This is a genomic window from Sulfitobacter sp. OXR-159, from assembly GCF_034377145.1.
Taxonomy (GTDB): domain Bacteria; phylum Pseudomonadota; class Alphaproteobacteria; order Rhodobacterales; family Rhodobacteraceae; genus Sulfitobacter.
In genome coordinates, this window is the sequence record NZ_CP139707.1 from 2,364,363 (window position 1) to 2,381,710 (window position 17,348).

The following is a 17,348-nucleotide window of genomic DNA, read 5'->3' on the forward strand; positions in this document are numbered from 1 at the left end:
GCGATCCGTCCCCCGTTGTCTGAACGGTTCTTTGCGCCTAGGCTGCGCGAAATCCATTTTTCTGAAAGGACAGACCAATGGCCGACAGCCCCAAACATCAATTTGACACGTTGCAGATTCACGCAGGCGCTACGCCCGACCCGGCCACCGGTGCGCGACAAACGCCGATCTACCAGACCACGGCCTATGTCTTTCGCGATGCCGACCACGCGGCGGCTCTCTTTAACCTGCAAGAGGTGGGTTACATCTATTCGCGCCTGACCAATCCCACCAACGCCGTCCTGCAAGAGCGGATTGCCACGCTCGAAGGCGGTGTGGGGGCGGTCTGCTGCTCCTCGGGTCACGCGGCGCAGATCATGGCGCTGTTCCCGTTGATGGGGCCGGGCAAGAATATCGTCGCCTCCACCCGTCTTTATGGCGGCACGGTCACGCAGTTCAGCCATACGATCAAACGCTTTGGCTGGTCCTGCAAGTTTGTCGACTTCGACGATCCGCAAGCCGTCGCCGATGCGATCGACGACGACACCCGCGCGGTCTTTGGCGAGGCCATCGCCAACCCCGGCGGCTATATCATGGATGTACGTGCCATCGCCGATGTCGCCGATGCGGCGGGCATTCCGCTGATCATCGACAATACCAGCGCCACGCCCTACCTCTGCCGCCCTATTGAACACGGCGCGACGCTGGTGGTGCATTCCACCACCAAATACCTCACCGGGAACGGCACCGTCATGGGCGGCTGCGTCGTGGATTCGGGCAAATTCGACTGGTCCGCCAATGACAAATTCCCCTCGCTCAGCCAGCCTGAGGAGGCCTATCACGGGATGAAGTTCCACGAGACCTTCGGCGCGATGGCCTTCACCTTCCACGGCATCGCCATTGGGCTGCGTGATTTGGGGATGACGATGAACCCACAGGCGGCGCATTACACGCTCATGGGGATCGAAACCCTGTCACTGCGGATGGACCGCCATGTGCAGAACGCGGTGAAGGTGGCCGAATGGCTCGAACAGGACGACCGCGTTGATTACGTCACCTACGCCGGGCTGAAGTCATCGCCCTATCACGAGCGGATGCAAAAGGTCTGTCCTAAGGGCGCGGGCGGGCTTTTCACCTTTGCGGTCAAAGGCGGTTATGACGCCTGCGTGAAACTGGTCAACAGCCTTGAAATCTTTAGCCATGTGGCGAACTTGGGCGATACGCGCTCGCTGATCATCCACTCGGCATCGACCACCCACCGACAGCTGACGCAAGAGCAGCAGGAAGCGGCGGGGGCCGGGCCGGGCGTGGTGCGCATCTCAATCGGGACCGAAGACGCCGACGATCTGATCGCCGATCTCGATCAAGCGCTGACCAAAGCGACCAGCTAAACCTTCGCCCCCGCCGATCACCTCGGCGGGGGAACTTTTATCCAAGGCGGCTTACTGCCCCGGCGCAATCGCGAAGGTCATAGAGACCTCGGCCTGCAGCTCGACCTCGCCTTCGGCCACGGCGCTGTCCATCGCCATGCCCATGCGGGCGGCCTCGAACATCTTGGGCTGGGAATGCGAATTCTCGGTCATGCGGATCAGCGTGCCCAGCTTCACCCCCGCGGCATCGGCCAATTGCCGGGCGCGTTCGGTGGCATCGGCAACCGCGGCTTTGCGCGCTTCGGCCAGCGCGTCTTTCGGATCTTGAAGACCAAATTCCAAACCGTTGAAATCATTCGCACCTTCGTCGATCACCGCGCCCATCATCGCGCCGAGACGGTCCAGATCGCGGACCTTTACGGTCACCGAATTGCCCGCTTGATAGCCGGTGATGCGCGGCGGGGCGCCATTTTCGACGGGGCGGCGGTCATGCACCGGGCGGAGGTAGAAGCGGCTGGTCTGACGGTCCTTCGCCGCGATGCCCTGCGCGTCAAGCTGGGTCAGGATCGCAGATACCGCTTCGGTCACCTTGTCCATCGCGGCTTTGGCAGTCTCGGCCTCTTCGGTCACGCCCAGCGTGATCGTCGCCATGTCGGGCGCGGCGGCGATGCTGCCTTGGCCGGTGACGATAATCCCCTCTTCCGGTCCCTGCTGGGCCGAGACCAGCCCCGCACCCGCCATCCACGCCAGCGCCACCAAATTTATCAGTCGCATGTTCGTTCCTTTCCGTGCATCAATGCGCCGCCATTTGCCCATTGCGGGCCCCCGCTGACAAGCACCTGCGCGGCGCGCACCCTTCCCTTGGGCGAACTCCTGCTCTATCCTTCGCGAAGACTGCGGCGCGTCTGTAAGTGCGCCCTACCCCATGCTAAAGTCGACCCCGATGAAGCCGAATTTTACCCTCTCCCTGTCGTTCGACGGCATTCGTTTGCTCCACCGCACATCAGGCGGCTGGCAGCTTGTTGGTGAAGTGGCGCTCGACAGCGCCGATCTGGCGGCGGAGCTGGCGGTTTTGCGCAAAACCGCCACGGCGTTGGAGCCTGGCGGGTTGCGTAGCCTGCTGTTGATCCCCGACGCGCAGATCAAATACCTTGCCATCGACACCGCCGGAATGGACACCGCCGCCCGCCGTGCCACAGCGGCTGAGGCGCTTGAGGGGGCAACGCCCTATCAGGTGGCTGATCTGGTGTTCGACGTCCACGCCGATGGCGCGCAAAGCCATGTGGCCGCCGTGGCCCGCGAAACCTTGGAAGAGGCCGAAGCATTTGCGGTGGAGCACCGTTTCCACCCGGTCAGCTTTGCCGCCGCCCCTGCCGCCGAGGCGTTTGTAGGCGTGCCGCATTTCGGCATGACCCAGGCCGCATCGGCGCTTTTGGACCCCGGCGAAACCGTGACCCCCGAAGCGGAACCCATCGTGATCTCCGGCGTGACGAGCGCGCCTGCGGGGCCGATCGTGGACACGGATGAGACGACGCCCGTGGCCGACACACCGGTGGCCAACACACCGGTGGCCGATACGCCCGTGGCTGACACACCCGTAGCGGAACCTGATCTCGTCGCTACGCCCGAAGAGACACCGCTGCCGGCAGAGGAAAACCTGCCCGAGTTGGCCACCCCCGAGGAATCGCCGGAAACACCCCCGGCGGCGTTGGAGCCGACCCCCAAAGAGACGCCCCCGCCCCTTGAGGAAAACCTGGCCGCGCTGGACGCGGCAATGGTCCCTGCAGCAAAGGAAACAGAAGCGTCAGCCCCCGCGGCGGAAGCAGAACTGGCCCCCACGCCAAAAGAAACGCCACCGCCCCTGAAAGAGGACCTGCCCGCGCTGGATACCCCTGCGCCCGCCACAGAACCGGCTGAGGCTGCGCCGCTATCGACGCCCCCCGCCAGCGGCAGCGTTGCGGCCTCCGCCGCGCCCCTGGCCGCAGCGGCCGCAGCACAGGCCGAGCCGCCCGCCGCCCCGCGGTCTGAGCCTTTGCGCAAGGTCGATTTCTCTGCCCCGCCGTCGCGCAGCGCCCCTGCTGCCGGTTTCGCAAGCCGCCGTGGCGGGACTGAGAGCGCTCCCAGCCTTGGTGGTGCGAGCCGCGCGACACCGCCGCCTCCGCCCGCCGCGAAACCGGAACCATCGCCAGCACCCGCGCCCAGCACACCGTCGCTGCCCGTCGGCGCGCCTTCGCCCGCCGCGGCCCCGCTGGCGCCGCAGATGCCCGTCGAACCGGCAGCCACCGCCGCCGCGGCAGTGGCCGCAGCCCCCCAGCCCGACAGCAGTTCCCTGACGCCCGAAGCGCCCTCCTCCGGTGGGGCCTTCCTCAGCCGTCGCAAGCCGAAGGCATCGAAAGACCGCCGGTCAGCTCCGGCTGCCGCGGCCACCGTCACCCCCGCCTCCGAAGCCGATCGAATGACCGTTTTCGGCGCCCGTCGCCGCAACGAAGTCGGCGGCAAGCCGCGCTTCCTCGGCCTGATCCTGACGGCGGCGCTCTTGGTTTTCCTTGCAGGTGTCGCCGCTTGGGCCTCGATCTTCCTTGACGAGGGCAGCGCCCTTTCGCGGCTCTTTGGCGATCGCAGCCCGCGCAGCACCGCCGAAGCCTTGGCACCTGCGGAAACGCCCAGCATCGACGAAGAAATCGCCGTGCTGCCCCCAGAACCGGGTGAGCCGGACGCGATTGAAACCGCCGCTTTGGACGCCGGTCTGACCGATGAAGACGGTGCCGTGCTCGACGCCCTGCGCGACCCCGAGCCGCGCCCCCTGACCGAGATGACCGAGGCCGAGATTGACGCCAAATATGCCACCACTGGCATCTGGGCCCGCGCACCGGACGCGCCCCCGGCACCGGCGGCGGCAATTGATATCGACGACCTTTATCTCACCAGCATCGACCCGATCAGCAGCACGACAGATGCCGTGGCCCTGCCCTCGGTCGATGCCTTTGGCACCGATACGGCCCCCGGCGCGGTCAGCTCACCCGTAGCGGCAGGCACGCAATTTGCACTGGACGCCCGCGGTCTGGTCAAACCCTCAGCCCAAGGGGCGCTCAGCCCCGATGGGCATCTGGTCTACCTTGGCCGCCCCTCCGCCGAGCCGCCCGCCACACTGACCCGGCCTGAGGCCGAGCCGGTGGCCCCGGAGGTCGATAACGCCTTGGCAGAGGCCCGGCCCCGCGACCGGCCCGATGATCTGGAAGAAACCACCGAACGCGCGCAGCTTGATGGGCTGACGCGCGCTGAGTTGGCTGGGCTGCGTCCGCAGTTGCGGCCAAAGTCGGTGCAGGAAGAGACAGAAGAAGCGCTTGTCGCGACCGCCCCGCCCGAAGTGACCGTTGATCCCATTGACACCAGCGGCGCCGTTGCCGCCGCACTTGCCACGCCTCCGGCGATCCAGAACGCCACGAAACAGGCCACCACCCAGTCACGCCGCCCCGATACGCGGCCCCGCAATTTTGACCGGATCGTGAAACGCGCCGCCCGCGATGTGGCCCCCGCACAGGTCGCCAGCGTCGCCCCCAAAGCGGTGCAGCCGCGCTTTCCGTCCAAAACCTCGGTCGCGAAACAGGCCACGGTGAAGAATGCGATCAACCTGCGGGACGTCAATCTGATCGGGGTCTACGGCAAACCATCGAACCGCCGCGCCTTGGTTCGGCTCAGCAATGGACGCTATCAAAAGGTTGAGGTGGGTGACCGTATCGATGGGGGCCGCGTCTCAGCGATTGGCGACAGCGAGTTGCGCTATGTCCGCCGGGGCCGCAATGTCGTGCTGAAGATGCCGAACTAACGCCGGTTCGACTGCCCGCAACCGCGCGCAAAAAGGGGCGCCGAAGCGCCCCCTTCACCCCTCCCCGAATGTGCTTTTCTTACGAGGTCTCAAGCTCGCCGTTGTCGATCTGCTCTTGCTCAATCGATTCAAACAGCGCTTTGAAGTTGCCTTCGCCGAACCCGTCATCCCCCTTGCGCTCGATAAACTCAAAGAAGATCGGGCCGATGACCGTTTTCGAGAAAATCTGCAACAGGATGCGCGTCTCGCCCCCGTCGACGACACCTTCGCCGTCGATCAGGATGCCGTGTTTCTGCATCCGGTCCAGCGGCTCTTCATGGCCGGTCACGCGGTCCTTGCTCATCTTGTAGTAGGTCTCGGGCGGGCCGGGCATGAATTTCAGGCCGTTGTCGGCAATCGCGTCCGTGGCGTCATAAATATCGCGCGCGCCCACTGCGATATGCTGGATGCCTTCGCCGTTGTATTTCTTCAGATAGGCCACGATCTGTCCGGTCTCGCCGCGGTCTTCGTTGATCGGGATGCGAATGCGGCCACAGGGCGAGGTCAGTGCGCGGCTGGTAAGGCCGGTGAACTTACCTTCGATGTCAAAGAAGCGAATTTCGCGGAAGTTAAACAGGTCGCCGTAGAACTTGAACCAGACATCCATATTGCCCTTGTGGACGTTATGCGTGAGGTGATCGAGGTAGTAGAACCCCACCCCCTCGGGTTTGGAGGTCGCGATCCAGTCGTATTCCCAATTGTAGGGCGAGGTGTCGTAATATTGATCAACGAAATAGATCAGCGAGCCGCCGATCCCCATGATCGCAGGCACGTCCAGCGCCTTGCCATCGCCTTTGTATTCCTCGGCTCCCTTGGCGACCGCATGTTCCAACGCCTTTTGCGCATCGACCACACGCCAACCCATGGAGGGCGCGCAGGGGCCGTGCTCTTCGACGAAACGCGCGGCAAAGCTTTCGGGGTCGTGGTTCAGGACGTAGGTGATGTCACCCTGCTGCCAAAGTTCAATCTTTTTCGTCTTGTGATTGGCGACATGGGCATAGCCCATTTTGGTAAAGACATCGCGCAGCGCCTGCGGGTCGGAGCTGGCAAATTCAACAAACTCGAAACCATCGGTGCCGGCGGGGTTCTCTGCCGTGATCTGCGATTTCGGGGCGTCATGTGGGAAAGGGCCCATGTCAGTCTCCTCTGCTTTTGGGATTTGGCCCATGATACGATGCACGTTCCGCGCTGTTTGCGCGTTTCGCGGCATGGTTCTGGTAATTTTCGCGCAAGAAGAGCATATTACCCATAAACCATGCGGGAAATACGCATCATGTTGGATGAAACAGATCGGCGGCTGCTGACGGCACTGCAAAAGAACGCCCACCTCACGGCGCAGGAACTGGGCCAAGAACTCAACCTATCCTCCAGCCAAGCCGGGCGCAGGCGGCAGCGGTTGGAGGCGGAGGGCTATATTCGCGGCTATCATGCGCGGCTTGATCCGGTGCGAATGGGGCTCAATGTGCAGGGCTTTGTGCAGGTGCATCTGGGCACCCACGGGCCAGAGCATTCGGCCAGCTTTGCGCGGCTTATGGCCACCCGTCCTGAGATTGTGAGCGTTTGGACGATGACGGGGGATGCGGACTATCTCTTGAGGGTCTATTGTGACGATCTGCCAAGCCTTAACAGGCTCATTCACGATGTTCTTCTGCCCCATCAGGCCGTTAGCCGGGTGCATAGCCAGATCGTCATGGACCAACTGAAACAAGACGGGCCGCTGCCCACCTGACCCTGAGAGAGGACCGCAATGGAAGGTTTCCTGTTCCAAGCCTCCGTCTATCTGGCTGCCGCCGTGATCGCCGTGCCGATTGCCGCGCGATTGGGGCTTGGGTCGGTGCTGGGCTACCTCGCCGCGGGCATTCTGATCGGCCCGGTGCTGGGCCTCGTCGGGTCCGAGACGAAGGACGTGCAGCATTTCGCGGAATTTGGCGTCGTGATGATGCTGTTCCTCATCGGGTTGGAACTGGAGCCCCGGGCGCTGTGGGACATGCGGCATCGGCTTTTGGGCTTGGGCGGGTTGCAGGTGCTGCTGTCGACGGCGGCGCTGATGGCCATCGCCATGGCCTATGACCAGCCGTGGCGTGTGGCGCTAGCGATTGGTCTGACGCTCGCGCTCTCTTCCACGGCGATCGTGTTGCAGACCCTTTCGGAAAAGGGATTGATGCGAACACAGGGGGGCAGATCCGTCTTCTCAGTGCTGTTGACCCAAGATATCGCGGTGATCCCGATCCTCGCCTTCCTGCCGCTGCTGGCCACGGGGCTGGCCGGGGGGATCATGCCCAACGGGGCGATTTCACTTGATCCTCAAGAGGTCGAGAACGCGCATCTGAGCGCGGAGGCCAGCCACGGCAATGACGCCGCCCATGCCGCCCAGACCTTTGTCCAAAGCCTGCCCGGCTGGGGCGTGACGCTGGTGACCATTGGGGCCGTCGCGGCGATCATCCTCGTCGGCATTTACCTGACCCGGCCCGTGTTCCGCTATATCCACCTTGCCAAACTGCGCGAAATGTACACGGCGCTGGCGCTGCTGATCGTGGTGGGAATTTCCTCGCTGATGACGGTGGTCGGGCTCTCACCCGCGCTTGGTGCCTTCCTCGCCGGTGTGGTCTTGGCCAGCAGCGAATTCCGCCACGAGCTAGAGACCGACCTTGAGCCCTTCAAAGGGCTGCTCTTGGGGCTGTTTTTCATCACCGTCGGCGCGGGCATCAACTTTGTCCTGCTGTTCGAAAAACCGCTAATCCTGATCTCCATGGCGCTTTTGGTCATCATCGTCAAAGCGCTGATCCTCATGGTGCTGGGCCGCCTGTTCCGTCTGAAAGGACGCGATGGCTGGCTGTTTACGCTGGCACTCGCGCAGGCCGGGGAGTTTGGCTTTGTGCTGGTCAGCTTCTCCCTCGCCACCGGTGTCATGCCCGACCCGATTGCCGAGACACTCTTGCTGGTGGTGGCGCTGACCATGCTGATCACGCCGCTGCTGTTTATCCTGCACGACCTGATCAGCCGACGCCTTGACGACAGCGCCCCCGTCATCGCCGATGAGATCGACAGCAGCGGTCCGGTGATCATCGCGGGCGTGGGGCGTTTTGGGCAGATGGTGAACCGGATGGTACAGGCCAGCGGCTTTCAAACCGTCGTGTTGGACCACAACCCAGAGACCATCGCCGTCATGCGGCGCTTTGGCTTCAAAGGTTTTTTGGGTGATCCGACGCGGCCCGACATCCTGCGCAAGGCGGGTTTGCAAGAGGCCAGCGTGCTGGTGGTGGCGCTTGATGACCCGAAATCGGCGGTCTCTCTGATCTCTTACGCGCGCAAGGAGAACCCGAATCTGCATATCGTCAGCCGTGCGCGCGACCGCGAAGAGGTCTATCGCCACTATCAGGCCGGGTCGAATGACATCGTGCGCGAGATGTTCGACAGCTCCCTCAGAGCCGGGCGCTATGTGTTGGAAAACATGGGGCTTTCGGATTTCGAAGCGAATGAGGCGCAAAAGCTATTCTATGCCCATGACCGGGATTCGGTCCGCGAATTGGCAGCCCTCTGGCGCCCGGATGTGCCCCCTTCGCAGAACGCCGCCTATGTCGCCCGGGCGAAAGAATTGCAGAAAGACTTGGAAACGGCCTTTCTCAATCTGGGTGAAAGCAAGGGCAAGGAAAGCGCCTGAACCGGGCAGCTAGCCCCCTTTCCGGGGGCTGCCCGGCACCGCGCTATGCGTCGCTGACGCCCGCTTCGGCAAAGGTGGCCATCCCTGCGTGACAGGCAAGGGCGGTCTTGAGGATGCCGATCGCCAAGCCTGCGCCAGAGCCTTCGCCGAGCCGCAGGTTCAACTCCAGCAGCGGCTCCTTGTCCATCGCGCCCAGCAGACGCCGGTGGCCGCTTTCCGCGCTGAGGTGGCCCGCAACGCAGTGATCCAGCGCGCCCGGTGTGGTGCGCGCAAGGCCAAGCGCGGCGGCGCAGCAGATGAAACCATCTAGGATCACAGGGATGCGCAGCTGCCGCGCCCGCGCCATGGCCCCGGCCATCGCGGCCAGTTCGCGGCCACCGAGGCGGCGCAGGCTCTCCAACCCGTCACCCTTGTCCGCGTGCAGGGCAACGCCCTCGGCCACGACGTCGGTTTTCAGCGACAGGCCCGCATCATCCACCCCAGTGCCCCGCCCGGTCCAGAATTCGGCCCCGCCGCCCAAGATCGCGCTGGCAAGGGCAGCGGCAGAGGTGGTGTTGGCGATGCCCATTTCGCCCACGACCAAAAGATCGGCCTCGGAGTTCACCGCCTCCCAACCGGCGCGCAGCGCTTCGAGGAATTCGTCCTCGTCCATCGCGGGCTCAACGGTGAAATCCTTGGTCGGCTTGTTCAATGACAGCGGGACCACATCAAGGCTCGCCCCATTCACCCGCGCGATTTGGTTTATCGCTGCCCCACCGTGCTGAAAGTTCGCCACCATCTGCGCGGTCACCTCTGCCGGAAAGGCCGAGACACCCCGCGCGGCAACCCCGTGGTTGCCCGCAAAAACGATGATCTGAGGCGCTGCAATCTCGGCCCGGGCACCGCTGCGCCAGCCTCGGTACCAGATCGCCAGTTCCTCTAACCGGCCTAGCGCACCGGGAGGTTTCGTGAGGATGCTATCATGGGCGCGCGCCTCTTCCATCGCGGCGCTGTCGCAGGCGGGCATAGCGCGCAGAAGACTGCGAAATTCGGAAAGACTGGCGAAAGACGTGTTCATATGCGGCCCTTTGCGGATTGATATTCAATCGTTTCTAGCCTTAGCCTGTCGGCGCTGAAAGTGCCGAAGGGGCGAAATAATGGCCATTCCCGACATCACCACCCTAAGGCACGCCTTTCGCGCCCGTGACATCGCGGTGGCCTTTGCCCTGCTGACCCGCCTGCCCCTGCCGCATTTCCACTTCCCGACCGAGCCGCAGCACCCCCCGGCCCGCAGCGCCTGGGCCTATCCGCTGGTAGGCATTGTGCTGGCGCTGATCGCGGGGGCCGTGGGGCTGGCGTTAACACGGATGGGGGCAACCCCGCCGCTGACAGCGGCTTTCGTGCTGCTTGCGTTGGTGATGCTGAGCGGGGCGATGCATGAAGACGGCCTCGCTGATTGCACCGATGGGTTCTGGGGCGCTTGGACCGCAGAGAAACGGCTGCGCATCATGAAAGACAGCGTGATCGGCACCTATGGCGTCGTGGCGCTGGTGCTGTCGCTGTTGCTGCGGTGGTATCTGATCAGCGAACTGATCACGGATGAGGCGCTGATCTGGGCGCTGGTCATCGCCTCTTGCGGGTCACGCGCCGCGATGGTCTGGGTGATGGACAGCCTGCCGACGGTGCGCCGCGACGGGCTGTCAAACCGCACCGGCCGCCCCGGCGAATTGGCGACGGCGGTGGCAGTGCTGATCGGGGTGGTGGTGATCGTGGTTGCGCCGGACTATTCAGCATGGCGCTTGGCGCTTTTGGGGCTGCTCGGGGCGCTGGTGGTGCGGCAGATCGCCAAACGCAAGATCGGCGGGCAGACCGGCGATGTGCTGGGCGCGACCCAACAGGTGACAGAGATCGCCCTGCTAACAGGCTGTCAGATGATGGCCTACGGCTGGCAGGCCATCCCCTAACGAAAAAACCGCGCCCCCTAGGGGACGCGGCATAATCTCAACCTGCGGCGCTCTTAAGCGGCGACGCGGCTTTCCAGCACATCGCCAACCTGTTTCGCGGCGGCAAGTTCATCGCCACCCGAAACAGCGGCCACTTCGCGGGTCAGACGCTCAAGTGCCGCTTCGTAAAGCTGACGCTCGGAATAGCTCTGCTCGCGCTGGTCGTCGGTACGGTGCAGATCGCGCACAACCTCGGCGATGGCGATCAAGTCACCGGAGTTGATCTTTTGCTCATACTCCTGCGCGCGACGCGACCACATGGCACGTTTAACCTTGGCCTTGCCCTTGAGGGTCTTCATCGCGTGGTTGATCACATCGGGCGTCGACAGGGCGCGCATTCCAATCTCGGTCGCCTTATGGGTGGGCACCCGCAGGGTCATCTTGTCTTTTTCAAAGGAAATCACGAAGAGCTCCAGCGCGATGCCGGCAACTTCCTGCTCCTCAATCGAGACGATCTGACCCACGCCATGGGCGGGGTAGACAACGAATTCATTGGGGCGGAAATCAAGCTTTTTCGATTTGGTCATATAGGTCGCTCCTTGGCGCGCGGGGGAAGCCCCGCCATTACTTCATATACCTGAACAACACGTCAAAACGCATACGAAGCACCGCCAGAGCGGCTTGCGTTCGGGTGCGTCTGATCTAGAAATGTGAGGTCAACCTTGGCAGCAGGGTCGAAACATTATCAGGCTCGTGTGTTACAGCTTGAAGACATCATACCACAGAATCACGCCGTCCGAAAGCTACACAAAGTCACGCTCGGCGGTTTCCCGGTCATTTCAGCGGTTTAACCCGAAATTTTGAGGTCACAAAGCCGCAACAATGCGCGAATCGACTGAGCCTCAGCCGCCCTCGCCCGGCTTTTCCGAGAAGAGCTCCATCTTGCCCTCTTTGCCGTCCATTTCCTCTGCCTCGGGCAGCGGATCTTTCTTGGTGATGATGACGGGCCAAAGCTCGGAATACTTGCGGTTGAACTCCACCCATTTCTCCATATCCGGCTCGGTGTCTGGGCGGATCGCATCGGCGGGGCACTCAGGCTCGCAGACGCCGCAGTCGATGCATTCATCGGGGTGGATCACCAGCATGTTCTCGCCTTCATAGAAGCAATCCACCGGACATACTTCGACGCAGTCGGTGTATTTGCAGGCGATGCAGGCGTCATTCACGATATAGGTCATGCGGGAAACTCTGGCTGGGTATGTGAGGGACTAGCTAAACCGGGGCGCGGGATCATTCAAGGTGGCGTGCCTTAGAAAGATCAAGCTGCCTGCGGTCACGCTTGGTCGGGCGGCCCTTTCCCTCAAAACCGGGATTTTCGGGCTGTCTGTCCTTTGGTTTTGGCTGCGGTGGGGACAGATCGGTATAAAGCGACTGCGCCTCAGGGGCCGGACCCCGCCGCTGGCCTATTGCCTCGATCCGGATGACACGAACGTGATCACCCTGGCTGAAGGTCAGCACATCACCGGGGCCAACATTGCTGGCGCGTTTCTGGGTGGGGGTGCCATTGATCCGAACCGCGCCGCCCGCCACCTGAGCGGCAGCGAGCGAGCGAGTCTTGAAAAAGCGGGCGTGCCACAGCCATTTGTCCAGCCGCAGTTTCGCGCCCGCCTCCACTTACTTGTCGTCCTTCAGCCCCATAAGTGCTGCGGCAAAGGGGTTATCAGGGTCAATCTGCTTTTCCTTGCGCGGCGGACGCGCAGAGAAGTTTTGGGATTTGCCGCCCTTGTCACCACCGGGCTTGCGCCCCTTGCCCTTGGCGGGCTTGCCGCGCGGCTTGCCCTGCCCCTGAGGACGGTCCCCCCCGCGGCGGTTGCCACCGGCATTGCCGCGCGGGCTGCGTGCCCAAGTGAAGATATAATAGGTCTCCAACTCCGGCCCGGCGACATCGGCGTCAGGTGCGGTGCCCTGCGGGATTTCTTCGGGAGGGACTTCGGGGATGTTGGCATCGACCTCGGGGTCTTCCGCCGCCACATCGGCCATGGGCGCAATGCCGTCGTCGGGCATTTGGGCCACGTCTGCCGGGCGGTCGTCGGGGTTGGTCTCATCCGATGGGGTTTCGATGATACCGCCTGCGGGTTCTTCGGCGGCTACATCCATGATTGGCTTGTCTGCCGCGTCATCGCCGGGCAGGTCGCTGTCGAGCTTTTCGGGCACGTTGGTATCGGCAGAGGGGTCCATTGCATCATGGCTGCCATCTTTCGGCATCACGACATCAACGGGTTTCACCTTGGTCCGCTCGTCTTTTTCCGCCTTGTACCCCAAGCCCTCCATCAGGTCGGCGAATTGCTCAAGGGTCATGCCGGTGATCGACAGCATGTCGGGTTTGGCTTCAAACCCACCACGGGAATCCTCGGCGCGCAGCATGTCGGCCAAACGCTCAAGCATGTCGATGCGGATCGCGCGTTTGCCTGCATTGCGATAGCCCGACATGGTGTCGGCCCCTTCGGGCGCGCCGGTTTCGACCGGAATGGTCACCAGACCGGGAGGGGGCGATTCCGGGAACTCGTTCAGACCCTTGCTGAGCGACCATAGCACCAAGCGCAGACGTGTCGGCGCAGGCTTGAGCATCAGCGGCATAAAGATAGTGAACTGGCCAAAGCGGATGCCGTGCTTGCGCAATGCGCCGCGGGCGTCTTGATCCAGCGCTTTCACGTCCTCGGCCACTTGGGCGCGCGGCAGAATGCCGAAATTCTCAACCAGTTGGAAAGCAAAGCCACGGGCCAAGCCGGTTAGCGTCTCATCCTTGCTCAGACCCAGCAGCGGCTCGAACAAGGCGGCAACCTTGCGGTCGATGAAGTGCTGCAAACGGCGCTTCACCTTCTCCGCCACTTCGGGACCGGCGATATCGTCGACGAAAACCTCGACCTGCGGCTTCAGCGCGTCGCTGCCAGCGGTCAGTTTACCGACCGCAGCGCTGCCCCACATCAGGCCGCCCTGTTCGGTGAAATCAATCTCGGTATCGGGTGCGTTGTAGAACCGGTCGGCACGCAGATGGAACTGCGGAGCCAAGGCCTGCAATGCGGCGGTTTTCACCGTCTTGTCCTCGGCCGCGCCCGCGCCCTTGTCCACCCGAAAGCGGAACCCGTCCAGCTTGCCTACTAATTCACCTTCAACGGTGACTTCACCGGTCTCGTTTACATCGGCCACCATGGCTTCCTTCTGTCCAAGCCGGCGCAGCAATACGGATGTGCGCCGATCTACAAATCTTTGAGTCAAACGCTCGTGCAGAGCATCCGACAAGCGGTCTTCTACGACACGCGTCGTGTCGCGCCAATGGCTTTCGTCCTTTGTCCAGCCCTTGCGCTGCGCAACGTAGGTCCATGTGCGAATAAACGCGAGTCGTTTGGACAACGCATCAATGTCGCCATCGGTTCGATCAATTCTCTTGATTTGCCGTGCGAGCCAATCGTCGGGGATATATCCGCGCTGGTGCAGGTCGTTGAAAATGGTCTCCAAAAGCCCCGCATGTTCCGCGTGACTGATGCCGCGGAAATCGGGAATACGGCAGACATCCCAGAGCAAGCGCACCGAAGCGCCACCCGTGGCGCGGGCGAAAACTTCATCGACCTGCGCAAGCGCTTTGAGGGCCTTTAGATCATCGGACTCGCGCGCCCGAACAAGGCGCTCGTCCTCTGGGGGCATCTCCAAGGTTTGGATCAGTCGGTCAATACTGCCAAATTGCAGCGCATGGTTGCGCCAGTTCACCTTGTTCTGAGGCGTAAAATTATGGTCCATGATTGCCCGCGCCACCCCGTCATCAAGCGCAGGCGCATCGCCGGTGGTGCCGAAGGTGCCGGACTTAAACCCGCGCCCCGCCCGGCCCGCGATCTGCGCCAACTCATTCGGGGCCAGCGGCCGCATGCGACGCCCGTCGAATTTGGAAAGCGCCGAAAAGGCGACATGATCAACGTCTAGGTTAAGCCCCATGCCGATGGCATCGGTGGCGACCAGATAGTCGACTTCTCCGTTCTGGTACATCTCTACCTGCGCATTGCGCGTGCGCGGGGAAAGTGCGCCCATCACCACGGCTGCACCGCCCTTTTGGCGGCGGATCAGCTCGGCGATGGCATATACATTCTCAACCGAAAACCCCACGATCGCGCTGCGAGGCTTCATTCGGCTTATCTTTTTCTGACCAGAATAGATCAATTCGCTCATCCGGTCACGGCGCATGAAATCAACGCCCGGCACCAGTGCGGCAATCGTCCCGCGCATGGTGTCGGCGCCCATGAACAGCGTCTCATGTAGGCCGCGCGCCCGCAGCAAGCGGTCGGTGAACACATGGCCGCGTTCGGGGTCGGCGCAGAGCTGGATCTCGTCAATGGCCACGAAATCCGCGCCCATCTCTTGCGGCATCGCCTCAACGGTGCAGACCCAGTATTGCGTGCGCGGCGGCACGATCCGCTCTTCGCCGGTGACCAAGGCCACGACCGAGGGCCCGCGCGCCTTGACGATCCGGTCATAAACCTCACGCGCCAGTAGCCGCAGCGGCAGGCCGATCACCCCGGTCCGGTGCGCCAGCATCCGCTCAATTGCATAGGTCGTCTTGCCGGTATTTGTCGGGCCGAGAACGGCCACGACGCGCTTGTTGCCTGCCACCTGTCTATCCTTGAATTAAAGCTCGCGCCCGATGCCGTCCCGGCGCAGACCCTCAAGGGCCGACCGGGCGTCTTCGTGATGCGGGTTGAGGGCGAGCGCCCTGCGGTACAGCTCCGCCGCGCGGCCCAGATCTCCGAGCTCCTGTATCATCACGGCAAGCCCGAAGATCGCGTTGTAGTTGTTGGGGTTCAGCGCCAGTGTCCGTTCCAGATCATCCAGCGCGGGACCATAGAGGTTGGCCGCATAATAGGCCTGCGCCCGCGTGTGGAACCCTTCGGCAAACTCGGGCGCGTGATCGGTCAGCGCAGTCAAATGCTCAATCGCCAACCGGCTGTCGCCATTTGCCATCGCTTCGCGCCCTCGTGACAGCAGCAAATCCATCGCAGCCGAGCCGGACCGCTGCCAATGCGCTTCGATCTCATGGGCGATTCTGGGGGCTTCGGCCGCCGGGGCCTCGCGCAGCTTTTGCATAAGCTCAGGCAGCGCCCCCTCGGCCACGGCCATGCCCGCAAGCAACACAAAGCTACCAACTGCCGCAACGGTATGTTTGAGGTTGACGGGTATGATGCGCATAACAAAACTGAATGTAACAGGCTGCCGCCGCAATTCCAGACGTAGCGGGGCCAAATGCCAAAAAAGGGCGAGCGATGAGCGATATTGTGAACGAAGCGGTTGTGGTGCTGAACGAAAAGCTGGCCGACAGCGATTTTGACGGCACGGCCAAGTTCGACATCGAAGGCGAAGGCACCGTGATGATGGACGAAAACGGCGCCCGCGCCGCTGACGAAGAGGCCGACGTGACGCTGAGCGCCGATGCCGAAACCTTCCAATCCATCCTCGAAGGCGACACCAACCCGACCTCCGCATTCATGACCGGCAAGCTCAAGATCGACGGCGACATGGGCATGGCGATGAAGCTCGCCGCTGTGCTCGGCTGATGCAGCTGGACCCGGCCCCGCTTTTTACCGATATCGCCCCCGGCCCCGAGGGGGGCCAAGCCCATTGGGCCGAGACATCGGATGGCAAGCGGATCAGGCTGGGTCATTGGCCCTGCGCGGGCGCGCGGGGCACGGTGCTGCTGTTCCCCGGGCGGACCGAATATATCGAGAAGTACGGGCTTTGCGCCGCCGACTTCGCGCGGCGCGGCCTTGCCACTATGGCGATCGACTGGCGCGGTCAGGGTCTGTCGGACCGGCTACTGCCAGATACCCGCATCGGCCATGTGGATGTTTTCAGCGACTATCAAAAAGATGTTGCCGCCATGCTGCGCGCCGCGCGCAGCTTGAACCTGCCGCGGCCCTATTTCCTGCTGGCGCACTCCATGGGGGGCTGCATCGGCCTGCGCGCTGTGATGGAGGGGCTGCCGGTGCAGGCCGTCGCTTTCACGGGCCCGATGTGGGGCATCTATGTCGTCCCGCATCTGCGCGCTGTTGCATGGTCCTTGGCGCAGTTCATGCCCCGGGTCGGACAGGGCCACCGCCTACCGCCGGGCACCAAGATCGAAGCCTACCCCGCCATCGCCCCTTTCGACGACAACCTGCTGACCACCGATCCGCAGATGTACGACATGATGCGCGATCAACTGGCGGCCCATCCTGAGCTTAGCCTTGGCGGCCCCAGTTTTGTCTGGCTGCGCGAGGCGCTAGCCGAGACGAAGCACCTCGCCGGGCGGTCTGCGCCCAACATCCCTTGCGTCACCTATCTTGGCAGCAACGAGCGGATCGTCGCCACAGACCGCGTCCACAAGCGCATGGCGCAGTGGAAAGGCGGGCGGCTAGAGATTGTTCCGGGCGGCGAGCATGAGGTGCTGTTGGAGAGGCCGGAGCTGCGCAAGCCGATCTTCGACGGGCTGGAAAAGCTCTATCTGGGCAATATCACCGGTTAACCCTGCT

Annotated in this window: 15 protein-coding genes; 7 read left to right on the forward strand and 8 right to left on the reverse strand. The window is 62.9% G+C overall.

The window, feature by feature from the left end:
- Window positions 1–77: 77 nt before the first annotated feature.
- A complete protein-coding gene (locus T8A63_RS12150; RefSeq protein ID WP_067626576.1) occupies window positions 78–1,370 on the forward strand; it encodes an O-acetylhomoserine aminocarboxypropyltransferase/cysteine synthase family protein in 1,293 nt (430 codons plus the stop codon).
- Window positions 1,371–1,421: 51 nt separating this feature from the next.
- Here T8A63_RS12150 and T8A63_RS12155 read toward each other — a convergent pair whose 3' ends face one another.
- On the reverse strand, window positions 1,422–2,123 hold the full coding sequence (locus tag T8A63_RS12155; RefSeq protein ID WP_322343949.1) for an SIMPL domain-containing protein: 702 nt from the start codon (window positions 2,121–2,123) through the stop codon (window positions 1,422–1,424).
- 151 nt (window positions 2,124–2,274) lie between these two features.
- On the opposite strand from T8A63_RS12155, the gene T8A63_RS12160 reads away from it, so the two are divergent.
- The gene (locus T8A63_RS12160; protein ID WP_322343950.1) at window positions 2,275–5,175 is read left to right on the forward strand and encodes a hypothetical protein; all 2,901 of its coding nucleotides are present in this window, start codon (window positions 2,275–2,277) and stop codon (window positions 5,173–5,175) included.
- 79 nt (window positions 5,176–5,254) lie between these two features.
- Here T8A63_RS12160 and hppD read toward each other — a convergent pair whose 3' ends face one another.
- Window positions 5,255–6,349, reverse strand: coding sequence for a 4-hydroxyphenylpyruvate dioxygenase (hppD, locus tag T8A63_RS12165; protein WP_322343951.1), 1,095 nt, complete (start codon window positions 6,347–6,349; stop codon window positions 5,255–5,257).
- A 138-nt stretch (window positions 6,350–6,487) separates the two neighbouring features.
- Between hppD and T8A63_RS12170 the strand changes: the two genes are divergently transcribed.
- Window positions 6,488–6,943, forward strand: coding sequence for an Lrp/AsnC family transcriptional regulator (locus T8A63_RS12170; protein WP_067626139.1), 456 nt, complete (start codon window positions 6,488–6,490; stop codon window positions 6,941–6,943).
- Window positions 6,944–6,961: 18 nt separating this feature from the next.
- On the forward strand, window positions 6,962–8,875 hold the full coding sequence (locus T8A63_RS12175; RefSeq protein ID WP_322343952.1) for a monovalent cation:proton antiporter-2 (CPA2) family protein: 1,914 nt from the start codon (window positions 6,962–6,964) through the stop codon (window positions 8,873–8,875).
- A 43-nt stretch (window positions 8,876–8,918) separates the two neighbouring features.
- Here T8A63_RS12175 and cobT read toward each other — a convergent pair whose 3' ends face one another.
- Complete coding sequence (cobT, locus tag T8A63_RS12180) at window positions 8,919–9,932, reverse strand: nicotinate-nucleotide--dimethylbenzimidazole phosphoribosyltransferase (RefSeq protein WP_322343953.1); 1,014 nt, start codon at window positions 9,930–9,932, stop codon at window positions 8,919–8,921.
- A gap of 79 nt (window positions 9,933–10,011) precedes the next feature.
- Between cobT and cobS the strand changes: the two genes are divergently transcribed.
- On the forward strand, window positions 10,012–10,818 hold the full coding sequence (cobS, locus tag T8A63_RS12185) for an adenosylcobinamide-GDP ribazoletransferase (RefSeq protein WP_322343954.1): 807 nt from the start codon (window positions 10,012–10,014) through the stop codon (window positions 10,816–10,818).
- 53 nt (window positions 10,819–10,871) lie between these two features.
- On the opposite strand, the gene T8A63_RS12190 is transcribed toward cobS, so the two are convergent.
- The 5 genes from T8A63_RS12190 to T8A63_RS12210 form a co-directional block, all read right to left on the reverse strand.
- Window positions 10,872–11,384, reverse strand: a complete 513-nt coding sequence (locus T8A63_RS12190) for a CarD family transcriptional regulator (RefSeq protein WP_007120274.1) — start codon at window positions 11,382–11,384, stop codon at window positions 10,872–10,874.
- 315 nt (window positions 11,385–11,699) lie between these two features.
- Window positions 11,700–12,035, reverse strand: a complete 336-nt coding sequence (fdxA, locus tag T8A63_RS12195) for a ferredoxin FdxA (protein ID WP_067262482.1) — start codon at window positions 12,033–12,035, stop codon at window positions 11,700–11,702.
- Window positions 12,036–12,087: 52 nt separating this feature from the next.
- The gene (locus T8A63_RS12200; RefSeq protein ID WP_120350699.1) at window positions 12,088–12,471 is read right to left on the reverse strand and encodes an RNA-binding S4 domain-containing protein; all 384 of its coding nucleotides are present in this window, start codon (window positions 12,469–12,471) and stop codon (window positions 12,088–12,090) included.
- The gene (locus T8A63_RS12205; protein WP_322343955.1) at window positions 12,472–15,456 is read right to left on the reverse strand and encodes a helicase-related protein; all 2,985 of its coding nucleotides are present in this window, start codon (window positions 15,454–15,456) and stop codon (window positions 12,472–12,474) included. It abuts the gene before it with no gap.
- Between the two features lie 15 nt (window positions 15,457–15,471).
- A complete protein-coding gene (locus tag T8A63_RS12210; RefSeq protein WP_322343956.1) occupies window positions 15,472–16,029 on the reverse strand; it encodes a tetratricopeptide repeat protein in 558 nt (185 codons plus the stop codon).
- A gap of 74 nt (window positions 16,030–16,103) precedes the next feature.
- Here T8A63_RS12210 and T8A63_RS12215 point away from each other — a divergent pair, with 74 nt between their 5' ends.
- Window positions 16,104–16,394, forward strand: coding sequence for an SCP2 sterol-binding domain-containing protein (locus T8A63_RS12215; RefSeq protein WP_322343957.1), 291 nt, complete (start codon window positions 16,104–16,106; stop codon window positions 16,392–16,394).
- Complete coding sequence (locus tag T8A63_RS12220) at window positions 16,394–17,341, forward strand: alpha/beta hydrolase (protein WP_322343958.1); 948 nt, start codon at window positions 16,394–16,396, stop codon at window positions 17,339–17,341. Before T8A63_RS12215 ends, T8A63_RS12220 begins: the two co-directional genes overlap by 1 nt.
- Window positions 17,342–17,348: the final 7 nt, after the last annotated feature.